The 15,649-nt window shown below is 61.9% G+C and carries 18 protein-coding genes; 12 read left to right on the top strand and 6 right to left on the bottom strand.

Going from position 1 to position 15,649, the window contains the following annotated elements; all coding sequences use genetic code 11:
- Positions 1-10: 10 nt before the first annotated feature.
- Both yidD and GA0061105_RS02170 read right to left on the bottom strand, forming a co-directional pair.
- The gene (gene yidD / locus GA0061105_RS02175) at positions 11-409 is read right to left on the bottom strand and encodes a membrane protein insertion efficiency factor YidD (RefSeq protein WP_092747698.1); all 399 of its coding nucleotides are present in this window, start codon (positions 407-409) and stop codon (positions 11-13) included.
- A 5-nt stretch (positions 410-414) separates the two neighbouring features.
- On the bottom strand, positions 415-861 hold the full coding sequence (locus GA0061105_RS02170) for an iron-sulfur cluster assembly scaffold protein (RefSeq protein ID WP_064691682.1): 447 nt from the start codon (positions 859-861) through the stop codon (positions 415-417).
- Between the two features lie 309 nt (positions 862-1,170).
- Here GA0061105_RS02170 and folE point away from each other — a divergent pair, with 309 nt between their 5' ends.
- The 3 genes from folE (at position 1,171) to GA0061105_RS02155 (ending at position 3,342) form a co-directional block, all read left to right on the top strand.
- Complete coding sequence (folE, locus tag GA0061105_RS02165; RefSeq protein WP_064691683.1) at positions 1,171-1,785, top strand: GTP cyclohydrolase I FolE; 615 nt, start codon at positions 1,171-1,173, stop codon at positions 1,783-1,785.
- 25 nt (positions 1,786-1,810) lie between these two features.
- On the top strand, positions 1,811-2,263 hold the full coding sequence (gene hisI, locus GA0061105_RS02160; protein ID WP_092747697.1) for a phosphoribosyl-AMP cyclohydrolase: 453 nt from the start codon (positions 1,811-1,813) through the stop codon (positions 2,261-2,263).
- A gap of 116 nt (positions 2,264-2,379) precedes the next feature.
- A complete protein-coding gene (locus GA0061105_RS02155; RefSeq protein WP_064691685.1) occupies positions 2,380-3,342 on the top strand; it encodes a patatin-like phospholipase family protein in 963 nt (320 codons plus the stop codon).
- A gap of 58 nt (positions 3,343-3,400) precedes the next feature.
- On the opposite strand, the gene GA0061105_RS02150 is transcribed toward GA0061105_RS02155, so the two are convergent.
- A complete protein-coding gene (locus GA0061105_RS02150; RefSeq protein WP_064691686.1) occupies positions 3,401-3,835 on the bottom strand; it encodes a CBS domain-containing protein in 435 nt (144 codons plus the stop codon).
- Positions 3,836-3,930: 95 nt separating this feature from the next.
- Positions 3,931-4,719, bottom strand: a complete 789-nt coding sequence (locus tag GA0061105_RS02145; protein ID WP_092747696.1) for a rhomboid family intramembrane serine protease — start codon at positions 4,717-4,719, stop codon at positions 3,931-3,933.
- A 291-nt stretch (positions 4,720-5,010) separates the two neighbouring features.
- Here GA0061105_RS02145 and GA0061105_RS02140 point away from each other — a divergent pair, with 291 nt between their 5' ends.
- From GA0061105_RS02140 to GA0061105_RS02110, 7 genes are all read left to right on the top strand, one after another.
- The gene (locus GA0061105_RS02140) at positions 5,011-5,625 is read left to right on the top strand and encodes a PAS domain-containing protein (protein WP_092747694.1); all 615 of its coding nucleotides are present in this window, start codon (positions 5,011-5,013) and stop codon (positions 5,623-5,625) included.
- Between the two features lie 124 nt (positions 5,626-5,749).
- Positions 5,750-6,361, top strand: a complete 612-nt coding sequence (locus GA0061105_RS02135) for a PilZ domain-containing protein (protein ID WP_064691689.1) — start codon at positions 5,750-5,752, stop codon at positions 6,359-6,361.
- A gap of 369 nt (positions 6,362-6,730) precedes the next feature.
- Entirely contained in the window at positions 6,731-7,705 is a 975-nt protein-coding gene (gene pip / locus GA0061105_RS02130; protein ID WP_092747692.1) for a prolyl aminopeptidase, read from the top strand.
- Positions 7,706-8,056: 351 nt separating this feature from the next.
- Positions 8,057-8,662: a transglutaminase-like cysteine peptidase gene (locus tag GA0061105_RS02125; RefSeq protein ID WP_064691690.1), complete on the top strand. Its 606-nt coding sequence runs from the start codon at positions 8,057-8,059 to the stop codon at positions 8,660-8,662.
- A gap of 222 nt (positions 8,663-8,884) precedes the next feature.
- Positions 8,885-9,670 carry a hypothetical protein gene (locus GA0061105_RS02120; protein WP_092747690.1) on the top strand — a complete coding sequence of 262 codons (786 nt, stop codon included), beginning with the start codon at positions 8,885-8,887 and terminating at the stop codon, positions 9,668-9,670.
- Between the two features lie 121 nt (positions 9,671-9,791).
- Positions 9,792-11,330, top strand: a complete 1,539-nt coding sequence (locus GA0061105_RS02115) for a serine hydrolase (protein WP_092747688.1) — start codon at positions 9,792-9,794, stop codon at positions 11,328-11,330.
- Positions 11,331-11,443: 113 nt separating this feature from the next.
- A complete protein-coding gene (locus tag GA0061105_RS02110; protein ID WP_064691693.1) occupies positions 11,444-11,719 on the top strand; it encodes a hypothetical protein in 276 nt (91 codons plus the stop codon).
- Positions 11,720-11,722: 3 nt separating this feature from the next.
- Here GA0061105_RS02110 and GA0061105_RS02105 read toward each other — a convergent pair whose 3' ends face one another.
- Together GA0061105_RS02105 and GA0061105_RS02100 are read right to left on the bottom strand one after the other, a co-directional pair.
- Positions 11,723-12,160 carry a DUF1489 family protein gene (locus GA0061105_RS02105; RefSeq protein ID WP_064692081.1) on the bottom strand — a complete coding sequence of 146 codons (438 nt, stop codon included), beginning with the start codon at positions 12,158-12,160 and terminating at the stop codon, positions 11,723-11,725.
- 61 nt (positions 12,161-12,221) lie between these two features.
- Positions 12,222-13,622: an L-serine ammonia-lyase gene (locus GA0061105_RS02100; RefSeq protein WP_092747686.1), complete on the bottom strand. Its 1,401-nt coding sequence runs from the start codon at positions 13,620-13,622 to the stop codon at positions 12,222-12,224.
- 267 nt (positions 13,623-13,889) lie between these two features.
- On the opposite strand from GA0061105_RS02100, the gene GA0061105_RS02095 reads away from it, so the two are divergent.
- The gene (locus GA0061105_RS02095; protein WP_092747684.1) at positions 13,890-14,654 is read left to right on the top strand and encodes a DUF599 domain-containing protein; all 765 of its coding nucleotides are present in this window, start codon (positions 13,890-13,892) and stop codon (positions 14,652-14,654) included.
- Positions 14,654-15,643 (top strand): heparan-alpha-glucosaminide N-acetyltransferase, encoded by a 990-nt coding sequence (locus tag GA0061105_RS02090; RefSeq protein ID WP_092747682.1) that lies wholly within the window; start codon positions 14,654-14,656, stop codon positions 15,641-15,643. The genes GA0061105_RS02095 and GA0061105_RS02090 overlap by 1 nt, the downstream gene beginning before the upstream one ends.
- Positions 15,644-15,649 lie beyond the last annotated feature (6 nt).

The following is a 15,649-nucleotide window of genomic DNA, read 5'->3' as shown; positions in this document are numbered from 1 at the left end:
GCCGTCACCCTCATTTGCGTCCGAGGGCGATATAGCGCCACGGGGTCAACCAGCGAAAATCGTCGCCGAGCGTCTCCGGCACCTGGTCGAGGCCGCTGGTCCCGCCCGGGCCGCAGCGGCCGACGCGAAAGAGCGTCATCCAGCCCCCTGCCCAGAGGCCGTGGCGGGCGATCGACTCGTAGCCATATTCCGAGCAGGTGGGGATATGGCGGCAGGAATTGCCGACGAAGCCGGAAAGCGTCAGCTGATAGAGACGGATGAGTCCCATGCCGAGCAGGCGATCGGGAGTCTTGCGGAAGGAGCCGGCGTAGTTGCGGGAACGGTGTGCCGCGGATTTGCGCGTCTTTTCGGATCCGGCGGCTCCGCCGTCGTCGTCATCGCTGGCCTGCAGGGCACAGAACTCGCACATCTCGGTTACGCCTCGACAATTTCCGCCCGTTTCGCCTCGATCTGTCCGATCGCATCGACGACCGCGTCGAAAGTCAGCATCGTCGAAGCATGGCGGGCCTTGTAATCGCGCACGGGCAGGAGATAGCGCATGTCCTCGAATCGGCCGGCAGGTCCTGCTCCATCGGCCTTCAACATGGCAAGCATGTCCAGGCGCGCCTGCCGCAATTCGCCCGATGTCGCGCCGACGACATGGCGGGCCATGATCGAGGACGAGGCCTGCCCGAGCGCGCAAGCCTTTACGTCATGGGCAAAACCGGTCACGGTATCGCCGTTCATCTTCAGCCAGATCCGCACCTTCGAGCCGCAGAGTTTGGAATGAGCCTGGGCGGTCGCATCGGCATCCTCCAGCGTCCCCGTCAACGGAATATTGCCGGCGAATTCGAGGATTTTGCTGTTGTAGATGTCGTCCATGCTGGATTTCCGCTCCAAATCGCTGCGGATCGGCCTTGATTGGGGGGTTATTGTCATCGAAACAAAAAACACACCGTGTCGTCTGAGCATACTTACATAGGATGGCCGTCTTCCTATATGTATGTCGTTCGAAGGCCATTAAAATGCAATGGCCTTGTGTAAGTTTGATTGGGAAACCGTGCCGGACGGGCGTTTGAATTTGCCCTGAAAGCCCCGGAGCCTGCCAAAGGTGCATGAATTCCCGCATGGGACTGACCAGTGGCGATTCCGACAGATGGGTCCGCGATGCGGGCCAGGAGACCATTGATCATGGACGCCATCGTAAAGAACTTTCCGCAGCCGAACCGTGACTCGGATCGTCCCTCCCAGCAGGAGGCCGAGGAGGCCGTTCGCGTTCTGCTGCGCTGGGCCGGTGATAATCCGGCGCGCGAGGGCCTGATTGAAACGCCCGCCCGCGTCGCCAAGGCGTACCGCGAGCTTTTCGCCGGTTACGACATGGCGCCGGAAGATGTGCTTGGCCGCACCTTCGAGGAGGTCGCCGGTTACGACGACATGGTCCTCGTCAAGGACATTCCGTTCTATTCGCATTGCGAACACCATATGGTTCCGATCATCGGCAAGGCCCATGTCGCCTATATGCCTGATGGCCGCGTCCTCGGCCTGTCGAAGATTGCCCGTGTCGTCGAAATCTATGGCCGGCGTCTGCAGACGCAGGAAACGATGACCGCCCAGATCGCCCGGGCGATCGACGATACGCTCAATCCGCGCGGTGTTGCCGTGATGATCGAGGCCGAACATATGTGCATGGCGATGCGCGGCGTTCAGAAGCAGGGTTCGACCACGTTGACGACAACGTTTACGGGAACGTTCAAGACGGAACCGGCCGATCAGGCCCGTTTCATGAGCATGGTGCGGAGCCGCTGATACCGGCTCCCTCAGGAGGGCCGCGATGAGTCAACTGATCTTCAATCAACCATCCGAGGACAAATCGGCGTTGGAAGACGCCGGCGACTTCACGCCGCGTTTCGACGACCGCGGCCTGATCACCGCGATCGTGACCGACGCCGGCGATGGTGAACTGCTGATGGTGGCGCATATGAACGCCCAGGCCTTGGCGCTGACCATCCAGACGGGCACGGCCCATTATTTCAGCCGCTCGCGAGGCAAGATCTGGAAGAAGGGCGAGACGTCGGGCAACCTTCAGACGGTGAAGGAAATTCGCACCGATTGCGATCAGGACGCCATCTGGCTGAAGGTCGTGGTCGCCGGACACGACGCCACCTGCCACACCGGCCGCCGGTCCTGCTTCTATCGGACGGTCACGCTCCGGGACGGAAAGCCGATGCTCGATATCGTTGATGACGAGCGTCACTTCGATCCGCAGGACATATACGGAAAATAGACCGCCCTCCCCGGCATTTGCCCCTTATTGTGCCAGAAACCGGTTCTATATACCATTTGGCAACTGAACGGGCACACTATCGTAACATACGTGTTCTGCTGGGAGGGGAGAGCGCAATGCTGAACTGGACTCTGCACCGTCAAAGCGCTGAAGGCCAAGGTTCCGGTTCCGGTATGTCGACGATACTCGAGACAATTCCTGCGCCCGCGCCCGTCAAGAGACTCAAGATCGCGCTCGCGCTTGGCGGCGGAGCGGCCCGCGGCTGGGCCCATATCGGCGTCTTGCGCGCCCTTGACGAGGCCGGAATCGAGATCGGCATGATTGCCGGCACATCGATCGGCGCGTTGGTCGGCGGCTGCTATCTCGCCGGCAAACTCGATGAACTCGAAAGCTTCGCGCGCTCGCTGACGATGCGCCGCATCGCAAGTCTGCTCGATCTGACCATCGGCGGCAGCGGCCTGTTCGGCGGTATGCGGCTGACCAAGCGCATGCAGGAGCATCTCGAAGGCCTGAACGTCGAGGATCTGGACCGGCCGTTCGTCGCGGTCGCGGCCGAGGTCAATACCGGCCACGAGGTGTGGATCGCCAATGGTTCGCTGATCACGGCGCTGCGTGCTTCCTATGCGCTGCCGGGCATCTTCGAGCCGGTACGCAGCAATCATCGCACGCTCGTCGACGGCGCACTGGTCAACCCGGTTCCCGTCTCCGTCTGCCGCGCCTATGAGCAGCCGCTGGTCGTCGCCGTCAATCTCAATTACGATCTCTACGGGCGCTCGGCCGTCGTCCGGCACAATGCCAGCCTCTCGCCGCAGGAAGTGCAGAAACAGGAAGAGGCGCCCTATGCCCGCCTCGGCATGACCGGCGTCATGGTGCAGGCCTTCAACATCATCCAGGACAGGATTGCCCGCGCCCGCCTTGCCGGCGATCCGCCCGACATTTCGCTGCAGCCGCGCCTCAGCTATATCGGCCTTTCAGAATTCCACCGGGCCGGTGAGGCGATCGAACGCGGCTACGAAGAAGCCAGAGCCAGGCTCCCCGAGATCGAGCGCATGCAGGAAGTCTACGCCAGCGCTCCATGACGCGTCGCCCCGGCAGGCGTTTTGGGACGACGCGCCGCTTGAACAAACAGCCAAAACCTCAGCCGGCAATATAGGCCTTGATCTCCTCGGCCTCGCGCTCGACCGCCGCGATGCGCGACTTCACCACGTCGCCGATCGAGATGATGCCGGCAAGCTTGCCGTTGCTTTCGACCGGAACGTGACGGAAACGGCGGCTGGTCATCAATTCCATGAGCTCGTTGACGGTCGTCTCCTCGTGGCAGCGGTAGACCTTTGACGTCATAAGCTGTGAGAGCGGCTGATCGAGGCTTTCCTTGCCGTGCTTGGCGATGGCATGGACGAGATCGCGCTCGGTGAACATGCCGGAAATCCGGTTTTCCATGCCGACGACGACTATGGCGCCGATCCTCTTCTTGCTCAGAATGACGGCCGCCTCTGCGACGGTGGTGTTCGGCCCGGCGGTGACGACGTCCCTGCCCTTCAGGTCGAGGATTGCTTTGACTGAACTGGTCATTCGAACCTCCTATGTCGAACCTGTGACACGTGTCGCAGGCATCCGCGGCGGTTTCTCCCCCCAATCACGGATGGTTCAATCGTGCACCGCCCGGCTCAGGATTGCAACATGTCCTTCTCTGTTCCGGTCGGTTCCGCAGGCGGCCGTGGCGCCCGGTCGAACAGCGAAAACAAAAAGAAGCCGAAGACGAAGCCGCCGATATGGGCATCCCAGGCGATCCCTTGATCGCTGTCGCCGACGAGTGGGATGCCGACGGCGATGAGGGCATTGCCGACCACCCAGAGCAGCATGAAGATGACGACCGTCCGGCTTCTCAGCGCCTCGATGAAGGAAAGCCGGGCGTTGAGATGCGCCACCGCCATCGGCCGTCGCTCGGCCGGAAAGGCGAATCGGCAGGCGGCCCCCATCAGCCCGGAAATGACGCCCGACGCGCCGATCAGCAGCGACACGTCGCCCCAGTTGAGGACCGCGTGCAGGGCGGCGGAGGCGGCGGCGGAAAAGATCCAGAAGAACAGGAACCGCAGCGTCCCGATGCGGCGCACGACCGGTGCGCCGAAGGCCATCAGCCAGAAGGCGTTGAAGACGATATGCTGGACGCTGCCGTGCAGCAGCGAATAGGTGACGGGCGTCCAGAACAGCTCCAGCCCCTGCTGCGACAGCGGAATCACATAGCGGGCGGGAACGAAACCAAAGGTAAACAGCAGCCAGCTCACCGCGTCGTCCGAGAGAATGAGCGACTGCACCGCATAAATGACGACGAGCAGGCAAAGGCTGAAGAAAAGCGCCGGCGGAAGATTGAAGACCGGTACGCGCGGGGGCCGCGCCCGCGGCTGGACCTCGGAAGGTTCGGGCGTCATCTGCGGCTCGCCCGTCTGCTCATTCATCTGTGTTCGCCTCGTTGAGGCCCCAGCCATACAGGAGGGATGACCAAAAAAAAAGCCGCCCGTAGTGCCGGACGGCGTAACCCGAACCCCTGGAAAGACCCCGGACGGGAAGGTTGTGCAGAACTCCGAAAGTCGAAGCGATGGCCGGAGATTGCCATGGCAGACGCTGCGCCTCAAGCGAAACCCTTCCTTAACCTTAACGGCCGGGATTTGGCATGAAATCCGCAAGGTAGAAGCTGTAGGGGCAATGACTGCCCGAAAACGACCCGGAATGGGACAGGTTGGTGTGAAATGCGTGTGCAAACGACCATCGAAATTTTTGACTATTGGAACCGTATCCGCGGCGCTGCCGATGCGCCGCTGAAATCACAGGTCGAACCTTCCGCCGTTCCCCATCTTCTGCAAAGCCTCTTCATCCTTGAGGCGCGCGGCGGCGGAGACATTGGCTTCCGGCTCGCCGGCACCCGCATCTGCGATTTCTTTGGACGCGACCTGCGCGGTGAACGGTTTTCGTCCCTCTGGGCGCACGGCCAGCACGCCGATATCGAACGCACGGCTATGGGCGTCATGGACCATGCCATGCCGGCCCTGTTCAACGCCACTGGCTACAGCACCATCGGTCATCAGGCCTCGTTCGAGATCATCATGATGCCGTTGCGCTCGCCGGATGGCGCCTGCGACCGGCTGCTCGGCGCGATCGCCCCGAAGGCGGCTGCGAGCTGGCTGGAGATCGTGCCGCTGGAATTCCTGGCGCTCGACCGCAGCCGTCTGTTGCCCGAAAAGTTCAGCAAGGCCGCGCCCGCCGAACTGCGCCCGATCAACGAGATCGTCGCGGCAAAGGGCATGGGGTTCGGCCAAGCCATGCGCCGCATGGTGTCACAGCTGCTGAGTGCCCAGGCGCGTTGAGTGTCTCGTTTCGGGACACCGCGCATGCTCGTTTTCGGCTATGTCGCAATAGGGCGAAACAACCTTCTGTTAATGGATTGGCAGTAAAGATTGGTCTCTCCAATTTTCATGAAGAAGCCCTTTGATGCACTCGTTCCAGCCAGCACAGACGCAACGACCTGCGCCGCGCCCTGAACAAGGCGTTTTCCAGCGTGTGCCGATCAATATGCAGGGCCGGCTGATGCTTGCGAACTACGAGGAATTCGAATGCACGGTGATCGACATGTCGCCCGGCGATATGTACGTCACCTGCTCCGGCCGACCGCGCGCCAACGAACGGGTAGTCGCCTATATCGACCATCTCGGTCGCGTCGAAGGTTATGTTCAGACGCTCGACGGCCGCGGCTTCACCATGTCGATCAATGCGACCGAGCGCAAGCGCGAGAAGCTCGCCGCCCAGCTCACCTGGCTTGCCAACAAGCACGAACTCGGCCTGCCGGAAGATCGTCGCCACGACCGCCTGACGCCGCGCGATACGAAGACCGAACTGACGCTGGAGGACGGCACGCGTTATACCTGCCGCATCATGGACCTTTCGCTGTCGGGTGCCGCCATCGACGTCGAGATGCGCCCCACGATCGGAACGGCGGTGCGCCTCGGCAACATGCGTGGCCGCGTCGTGCGTCACTTCGTTGAAGGTGTGGCGATCGAATTCCTGTCGATCCAGTCCCGCGACACGCTGCGGGAATTCCTTTGACAGCCTGAAAATCGCGCCGCCTTGCCGCGGACCTTGGTGATGGCCAATTCGTGACGGACTGGTGCGAAAGCGTTTGCCAGGTCCGCACACCGGGTCAGGTCGTGTTGAAAGACCGGAGCCCTACTGCAAGCGATCAGCAAGCGGCGGCAAATCTGGCTAGGGATGGCTGGCGCGAAATCCTGTCGCAAGTCGTTCCAACCAGTAGATATGTAGTATTATGGGTGGACCAACCTGCGACAGGGATCCGTCGGAAGCAGTCACGCGGAGCCGGGGAGCGATTTTGCGTCCGGGATTGCCCGCCTGCCGTCCGCCTTCCCCTCGTCATGGACAAGAGGCAGAACCTCCACCTCAATCGAGATCCACGAACCGATGTCAGCGCTCTATCCGGAAATCGAACCCTATGATCACGGCCTGCTCGATACGGGCGATGGCAACCTGATCTATTGGGAAGCCTGCGGCAACCCGATGGGACGGCCGGCCCTCGTCCTGCACGGCGGACCGGGCTCGGGCTGTTCGACCGCCGCCCGCCGTCAGTTTGATCCGGATGCCTATCGAATCATCCTGTTCGACCAGCGCAATTGCGGCCGAAGCCTACCGAGTGCCGCCGATCCTGAAACCGACCTCTCGCTCAATACGACCTGGCATCTTGTGGCCGATATTGAAAGGCTGCGGCTTTTTCTCGACATCGACAGCTGGCTGCTTTTCGGCAATTCCTGGGGCTCGACGCTGGCGCTCGCCTACGCCGAAACGCATCCGCAACGCGTCGCCGCCATCGTCATATCGGGCGTCACCACCACGCGGCGATCGGAAATCGATTGGCTGTGTCGCGGTATGGCGCCGCTCTTTCCGGAAGAATGGCACCGTTTTCGTCAAGCAGTTCCCGCCACCATGCGAGTGCTGGATGAGGACATGGCTCGCGCCTACCACCGTCTGCTCAACGATCCTGCCGCTGAGACGCGCCTCAAGGCGGCGCGCGACTGGCACGATTGGGAGGCAGCCTCGATCCTGCTCGCCGATCCGCAAGGCCTGCCGCGGCGCTGGGCCGATCCAGCCTATGTTTTGACGCGTGCCCGCATCATCACTCACTACTTCGTCAACGGCGCATGGCTGGAGGACGGCGTCCTCTTGAAGAACGCCGGGCGGCTTGCCGGCATTCCCGGCATCCTGTTGCAGGGACGGTTCGACATCGAGGCGCCGCTCGTCACCGCCTGGGAACTGGCCCGCGCTTGGCCGCAAAGCGAGCTCCTGATCCTTCCGCACGCTTCCCATTCCACCGCAAATCCCGATATGAGCGCGGCAATCGTCGCAGCCACCGATCGATTCCGCGATTTTCCTCAAAAATAATTTTTATGCCGGACTCTGGAATCCGACCGATATTCGGCTTTCGGCCCGTTCCCACCGACGGATTCCACCCGCATCGCCACCGCACGCGCCCCGCCGCGACGCCGCCGTCATTTATCCGGCTCAATGAAAACCTTAACGGCGCGACGGCAGCCCAGGCTTTCCAGCGGCGAAACCCTTGTCGCGTCAACTACAATTTTAATCGATTTCGACACAAATACGTGCCAAATTTTATTCGCATTCGAGCTAAGTTTTATCGGTATTTGATTCAACTAAGCCTATAATTCTATTACGTAATTTTGCGTGAGATAAAAACGTCCATGTCATTCTCCTCTCAACTTAGGGGAGACGGCAATGACGACTGCGAATATCCTGAAAGGCGGCCTTCTGGCCGGTGTCATCGCGATGACCATGGCGGGCTCGGGACAGGCAACGCCCGCCAGCATGGCACTGGCAGGCAATGCCAGCCCGCCGATCGGACACTATGAGTTCTGCAAGGTCAATCCAACGGAATGCACCTATGCCGGCGGCGATGCCGGGCCGGCCATCCTCACAGAGGATCGCTGGAAGGAAATTCTCAAGGTCAACTACACCGTCAATTCTTCGATCCAGCCGGAGACGGATGAACAGATCTACGGCGTCGAGGAGCGCTGGGCCTATCCCACAAGCGTCGGCGACTGCGAGGACTACGTCCTGCTGAAGCGCAAGATGCTGATCGAGGACGGCTTCTCGCCATCCGACACGCTGATCACGGTCGTGCTGCAGCCGAATGGCGAAGGTCATGCCGTGCTGACGGTGCGCACCGACCACGGCGACTTCATTCTCGACAACATGCGCAACAAGGTGCTGCTGTGGTCGGACACCGAATATACCTATCTGAAGCGCCAGTCCGCCAACGATCCGGCCCGCTGGTCGAAGCTTCAGGACGGCCGCACCGTCGCAGTCGGTAGCGTCAAGTAAGCCAGCCGCCGGCCAAGCCGGCACAGGTTTCGGCCCGGTCAGTCCCCGCATCCCGTCCCCGACCGGTGCCCAAGAGCCGTTCCCGCTGTCCCGGGGACGGCTCGCCTCTTTTTGGGACGAGCATTTCGTTTTCGATGCGGCCACCCCCTTGAAATCTTAGTGAAGTATTAACCTTGTCAGTCGGATCATGCCGATGAGATTCATCATTGGCGCCGGCGGCTCATGTCTTTCCTGCGGCGGGCCGTAACGCGAAGACCCGCCATGAGCCGAACCGCGCAGAGCGCACCCGACGAGCAGCCGCTTCTTTCCACGGGCTTCCTCCTCCGCACCATGGCGGTCATCGCCGTTCTTGCGGTGCTGACTGTTGCGATCAGCATCGGCGGGCGCTGGTTCGGCCGGCATATCTCGCTCGCCGGCAATACCGACAGCACGGCCGAGATCACGCTGACCATCGGCCGCGATACGGTCAAATTTCCCGAGAACACCATCCGCTTCCCAAGCCAGAGGCATGACGGCGCCGCCGAGCGCGTCGACCTCTATCTCACCTGGCCCGATATGCTGGGCTACGGCAAGGAAAACCATCTTCGATTCGATGACGTCTCCCAATCCGCCGGTCTGATCTTCCTGCAGATCGCCCAGAGCACCATGTCGCGCGACATGTCCGGACGTCTGGAGCCGATCTATTCGCATCTGCTCGAAGGGGCGGCCGAGCCCTTTCACGACGGTTTGACGCTGCATCGTCTGCGCGCCGACGCGGGCTACGGCGACGAGGTGCTGCTGACCGCGCCGGTCAAAGGCGGACCGGACTACGTGGTGCGCTGCCTACTGCCTTCAGCCCCCGACAAGGCGGCGAGCGGAGATTGCCAGCGTGATATCAAGGTCGGGAGGGATCTCAGCGTCCTTTATCGCTTCTCCAGCAGCCATCTCGGCGACTGGGAACATATTGATGCCGCTATCCGGACCTTTGTGGAGGCGCGTCTGATGAACCGTTCTGCGACAAGCCCCTGAAATGCTCCCTGGACAGTGAAAGAAACGATTCATCATAAACGGATTGGTAACGCCCAACCGGTAATTTTAGAAGACGAACTGTGCGGCGGGGAGTGTGCGCGGTTCCTGCCGAATAACTGAAATGCAAGCGAAGAGTGGAATAGTGTCAAGGTCAGTCTCCTCCGTATCATCGTCCCGGTCCGGCAGCTTTGTGGCAAAGCTGTTGGCGATCCTTTCGGTGGCTGTCACGATCGTCCTGGTCGATTCGGCAAGTGTCGAAGCGAAAGCGGCCAATCCGAAATATGCCGGCATCGTCGTCGACGCCAAAACCGGCAATGTTCTCTACAGCGAGAACGCCGATCGGCTGCAATACCCCGCCTCCCTGACCAAGATGATGACCCTCTACATGGTCTTCGAAGCATTGGAGCAGGGTCGCATCCGTCTCGACACGCCGGTCCCCTTCTCCGCTCATGCAGCAGCCCAGGCGCCGACCAAGCTCGGCGTGCGCGCGGGCGGCACGATCACCGTCGAACAAGGTATTCTCGGCCTCGTCACCCTGTCGGCCAACGATGCCTCGACCGCCCTCGGCGAACTGCTCGCCGGCAGCGAGGATCGCTTCGCCCAGTTGATGACCGCCAAGGCGCACGCTCTCGGCATGACGCGCACCACCTATCGCAACGCCAACGGCCTGCCGAACACGGCGCAGATGACAACGGCGCGCGACCAGGCCCGCCTCGGCATCGCCCTTCGCCAGCATTTCCCGCAATATTACGGTTATTTCTCCACCCGTGCCTTCAAGTTCGGCAGCCGTACGATCCGCAGTCACAATCGCCTGGTCGGCTCCGTGCGTGGTGTCGACGGCATCAAGACCGGTTATACCCGCGCAGCCGGCTTCAATCTGGTGAGCTCTGTGCAGGTGGACGGCAAGTCGATCGTCGGCGTCGTGATGGGCGGCACCTCGACGCCTGCCCGCGACGCCCAGATGCGCAACCTGATCGCGACCTACCTGCCGAAGGCATCGAGCCGCGGCGGATCCTCGGCGCTGATCGCCCAGGCAGCCCCTGCCCCCGCGCCGGCAATCATCGAAACGCCTGCCCCCGTTCTGCCGAAGAAGGCACCGCAGCAGCTCGCAAAGACGATCACGGCGGCGCAGCCGCCGGTCTCGGCTGCTGCAGCCGATCTCAGCCTACCGCACAAGGGGCCGCTGCCGGATGCGCGCTATCAGGTCGCAGAGACCGAAGTCGCCTATGCAGAGACCGCCGCACCGAAATCCGATAACCCGCTGGTGGCGCAGGCGATGCCTGCACCCACCAAGGTCAAGACCTCGACCTTCAAGCCGCAGACTTCGGCCGCAGCGCCGGTGGAGCGGGAGGATGCCGGCGTCGATCATGTCACGACCGCTTCGACCAATGCCGCTTCGACCAATGCTGGTCCAACCGGCTGGGTCGTGCAGGTCGGCGTTTCGCCGAGCCGGCAGATGGCGATGGACCTGCTGGAAGGCGCAAAGAGCAAAGGCGGCAAGGCGCTCGCCTCGGCAAAGCCCTTCGCCGTCGCCTATGGCGCCGGTGGCGACCAGGTCTACCGCGCTCGTTTCGGCGGCTTCGACGATCAGCGTGATGCCGTCAACGCCTGCAAGGCCTTGAAGAAGGCCGGCGTCAAGTGCTGGGCAGCCGCCCAATGAGCTATTCGATGCTGCCCACAGAGGTGTCGGCGGCATCGGTACCGGCCGGAATCGGTGTTTGCGTTTCCGGCCACCATTTTTGAACTCGATCAGTATTGCTTACGGGGAAAACAATGGCGATTAATGAGAATGTTCCGGGAACGCCTTCAGAGCGCCGCGCTGCGGCCAGGACGCGTTCATCCCTGCATCCTCTGCACGAGGCGGCGTTGCGCCTGGCCGAGATCGGCCTGCAGCGGCCGAAGGCGAAATCGCCGAAAACCCGGGATCTCATCAATCTGCTGCTTTGCCATGGCGCCCGCGCCTGGCGCTATTCTCAGCCGGAGGCCCGCATTCACCTGCATGTGACCTCGCCGGACGGCGGTGCGCCGGTGCAGTTGCGCCTGCGCTGAGTTTTAGAGCAGGCCGAGTTCGGTAAGCTCGCGGCGGAGGTCGGCCGGCATTTCAGCGATGCCGGCACCGAGGCTTGTCAGGTCGGGCGGAACGTCGTCCTGTACGTAGTAGCGCCAGCCTTGGAAGGGTCGTTTCGGCTGCACCGCGGTCTCGATGACCTCGGGACCGAGCATCAGGCGGCAGCGCGAAATTCCCTCGCCGTCCGTGAACGTCTCGATGTCGAGCAGCCTCTGGCGCGCCTGCACCTGTCCCTTGATCACCCAATAGAGCGAGCCGCCGTCGAGCAGTTCTTCCATGCGTTTGGGCACCATGCGCGTCGTGTGCACCGAATGCGGCTCGAGGCCGGCGGCTATGGCGCTGAGCGACCGTTCCGCCACCCATTCGCGCAAATCGTCGATCGAGTCGGCGCCCACACAGAGCTTGATGAGATGCAATGCCATGCTGCCGTTGAAATCCTTTTGGCAGCGAGCGTCAAGCGGCAACCACCAGGAGTCCACAAACTCAGCATTCGACGACGTTGACGGCCAGGCCGCCGGTCGAGGTTTCCTTGTATTTCTCGCTCATGTCGTGGCCGGTCTGGCGCATCGTCTCGATGCAGGCGTCGAGCGGCACGAAATGTTGGCCGTCGCCCTTGACGGCGAGCGATGCCGCCGTAACCGCCTTGACCGCGCCGAGCGCATTGCGCTCGATGCAGGGAACCTGCACCAGGCCCGCGACCGGATCGCAGGTCATGCCGAGATGATGTTCGAGCGCGATCTCGGCGGCGTTCTCTATTTGCTCCGGCGTGCCGCCCATCACGGCCGCGAGCCCCGCAGCCGCCATCGCAGCCGCCGAGCCGACCTCGCCCTGACAGCCGACCTCGGCGCCCGAGATCGAGGCATTGTGCTTGATGATGCCGCCGATCGCCGCGGCCGTCAGCAGGTAATCGCGGATACCGTTCTGGTCCCAATCCTCGTGGAAATGCTCGTAGTAGCGGATCGTCGCCGGAATGACCCCGGCCGCGCCGTTGGTCGGTGCGGTGACGACGCGTCCGCCGGCCGCATTCTCCTCGTTGACGGCCATCGCATAGACGCTCAGCCAATCATTGGCGAGCAGCGGATTGACGCGATTGCTGCGCCACTCCTCCTGAAGCTTGTCGTGGATTCGGCGGGCGCGGCGCTTGACGTTGAGGCCGCCGGGCATGATGCCCTCGACCTCGAGACCCCGCTCGATGCAGGAGCGCATCGCGTCCCAGATGCGGTCGAGCCCCTGGTCGAGCTCCTCTTGGCTGCGCTGGCTCTCCTCGTTCGCCCGCTTCATCTGCGCGATCGAAAGCCCGGAGCGCTCCGCCATCTCGAGCATCTGCTTGGCGGTCGAGAAGGGATAGGGCACACGCGCCCCACTGCTCGCGTTCTTCTTGGCACGCATCTGTTCGAGTTCGGTATCGGTGACGACGAAACCGCCGCCGACCGAATAATAGATTCGCTTGAGGAGCAGCCGGCCATCCCTGTCATGAGCGGAAAAGATCATGCCGTTGGCGTGGCCTGGCAGCGGTTGCTTCTTGTCGAAGATCAAGTCGGTCTTCGGTTGGAACTGGTAGGCCGGATGCCCCGCCGGCGTGATGCGGCCGGTGCGCTCCACCATATCGATGATGCCGTCCATCTTGTCGGGATCGACACTGTCGGGCGCCTCACCCATCAGTCCGAGAATGACGGCCCTGCCCGTGCCATGGCCGATCCCGGTATGGGCGAGCGAGCCATGCAGGCTGACGTTGATCGCGGCGACCTGAGCACCTGACGGGCGCGGCCATTCGCTCGACAGGATCAGGTCGAGAAACCGGTTGGCAGCCGACATCGGACCCATCGTGTGCGAGCTCGACGGTCCGACACCGATCTTGAACACGTCGAATACCGAAAGAAACATGGATGCGCCTTTTGAACACTGGAATTTAAGCTTAAACGCTGCCGGGTTCCGAGCCGCGCGGCGAACCGACATCGCATGGAGTCGGTGCGACATCGCAAACTAGCGTATAGGCCTGAAAATCGGAATCGCTTTTTCAAAGTCTCTATCGTCGCGAACGCGACCTGCGGACGCCGTGCACTCCAAATCCGGCCGCCCCGGCTTGCCAGTCATTGCAGCATCGCAGCGCATATGTAAGGTGGCCGCATTCATGCGGAGAGTGAATCACTGATGACGACGGCGGATTACATCGCTCTGGCTTTCTTTGCCTGTGTCTGGATGGGCTATTCCTGGCTGCTGAAGGGTCGCACCTTCTTCGGACGCACCAGCCTCACTCATGCGATGACCGAACGGCGCCGGGAGTGGATTTACAATTCGCTGCGTCGCGACCTGAAGATGATCGATACGCAGATCATGTCCGGCCTGCAGAACGGTACTGCCTTTTTCGCCTCGACCTCGATCTTTGCGCTCGGCAGTTGCTTTGCGCTGCTCGGCGCGACGGAAAAGGTCGACGCCGTCTTTGCCGACCTGCCCGTCGTCTTCCATGGCGGCCATGCCGCCTTCGAGCTCAAGGTCGGCGGTCTGGCGGCGCTGTTCGGCTATGCCTTCTTCAAGTTCGGCTGGTCCTATCGGCTGTTCAACTATTGCACCATCCTTTTCGGCTCCATCCCGATGATGCGCGACACCGAGAGCGACATCATCGCCGCCGAGCGGGCCGCCGAGCGCGTCATCCGCATGAACGTCATCGCCGGTAGCAATTTCAACGAGGGGCTGAGGGCGATCTTCCTGTCGATCGGCTATCTCGGCTGGTTCATCAACCCTTATGTCTTCATGCTGACGACGGCGACCGTCATCTTCGTGCTGACACGGCGGCAGTTTTTCTCGCAGGCGCGGCTGGCGATCATGGATGCCGGCCCGCCATCAAATCTCCAGCTTTCTGCTCTTCGCCGCGACAATCCGTCGAACGACGGAAATGATCTGACCGGGGGACTTTGATGACAATGCCGGCAATGCAGGCAGATGCGGCGGCAAGACCGCCGCGCATCGGTCTATTGGATACGGCGCGCGGCATCGCGCTGGTCGCCATGGCAAGCTACCATTTCACCTGGGACATGGAATTCATGGGATATCTCGCGCCGGGCACGGCCGAGACCGGCTGGCTGAAAATCTATGCTCGGGCGATCGCCACGACCTTTCTCTTCATCGTCGGCATCAGCCTGGTGCTCTCGAGCAAGCCGGAGATCCGCTGGCCGTCCTTCTGGAAGCGGTTCGGCATGATTGCCGTGGCCGCCGCGGTCATCTCGGTCGCCACCCGCATTGCAATGCCGGACACCTGGATTTATTTCGGCATCCTGCACAGTATCGCAGTGCTCACGCTCATCGGCGTCGTTTTCATCAGGTTGCCGCTCGCCTTCACGCTCCTCGTCACGGTCGCGCTTCTTGCCGCCTGGATCCTCGATAATTTAGGCACACCCGGCCTGCTGCGTTCGTCCGTTTTCGATCCCAGATACCTCGCATGGATCGGCCTCGCCGAAATGCCGCAACGCTCCAACGACTACGTGCCGCTGTTTCCCTGGGCATTGCCGTTCTTTGTCGGGTTGAGCATCGCCTTGATCGCCATCAGAACCAGGCTCCCGCATCGGCTTGCAGCCATCGGAACAGGCTCCCGGTTGCCGGCGAGGCTCGGCCGCCACAGCCTTGCCTTCTACCTCATTCACCAGCCGGTGCTGATTGCGATCGCTTACGGATTTTCCCTTGTCGTCCCGCCGTCGCAGCCGGATCCGGTCGAAACTTACCTAAGGCAATGCAATGCCGCTTGCGTCAAGCAGCAAGGCGAGGCTCTCTGCCGCGGCTTCTGCCAGTGCACGCTCGACAAACTGCAGGCCCAGGCTCTGCTCATACCGCTGCAGACAGGGAAAATCGATCCGCAGAACAATGAGCAGGTCCAGACGATAGCCGGCGAATGCAGCGCTGAGGCACAATAGAGGCCG

It is taken from the genome of Rhizobium aethiopicum (assembly GCF_900094625.1).
Lineage (GTDB): Bacteria > Pseudomonadota > Alphaproteobacteria > Rhizobiales > Rhizobiaceae > Rhizobium > Rhizobium aethiopicum.
The sequence above is the reverse complement of the archived record's forward strand: the minus strand, read 5'-3'. Positions and strand labels throughout refer to the sequence as shown.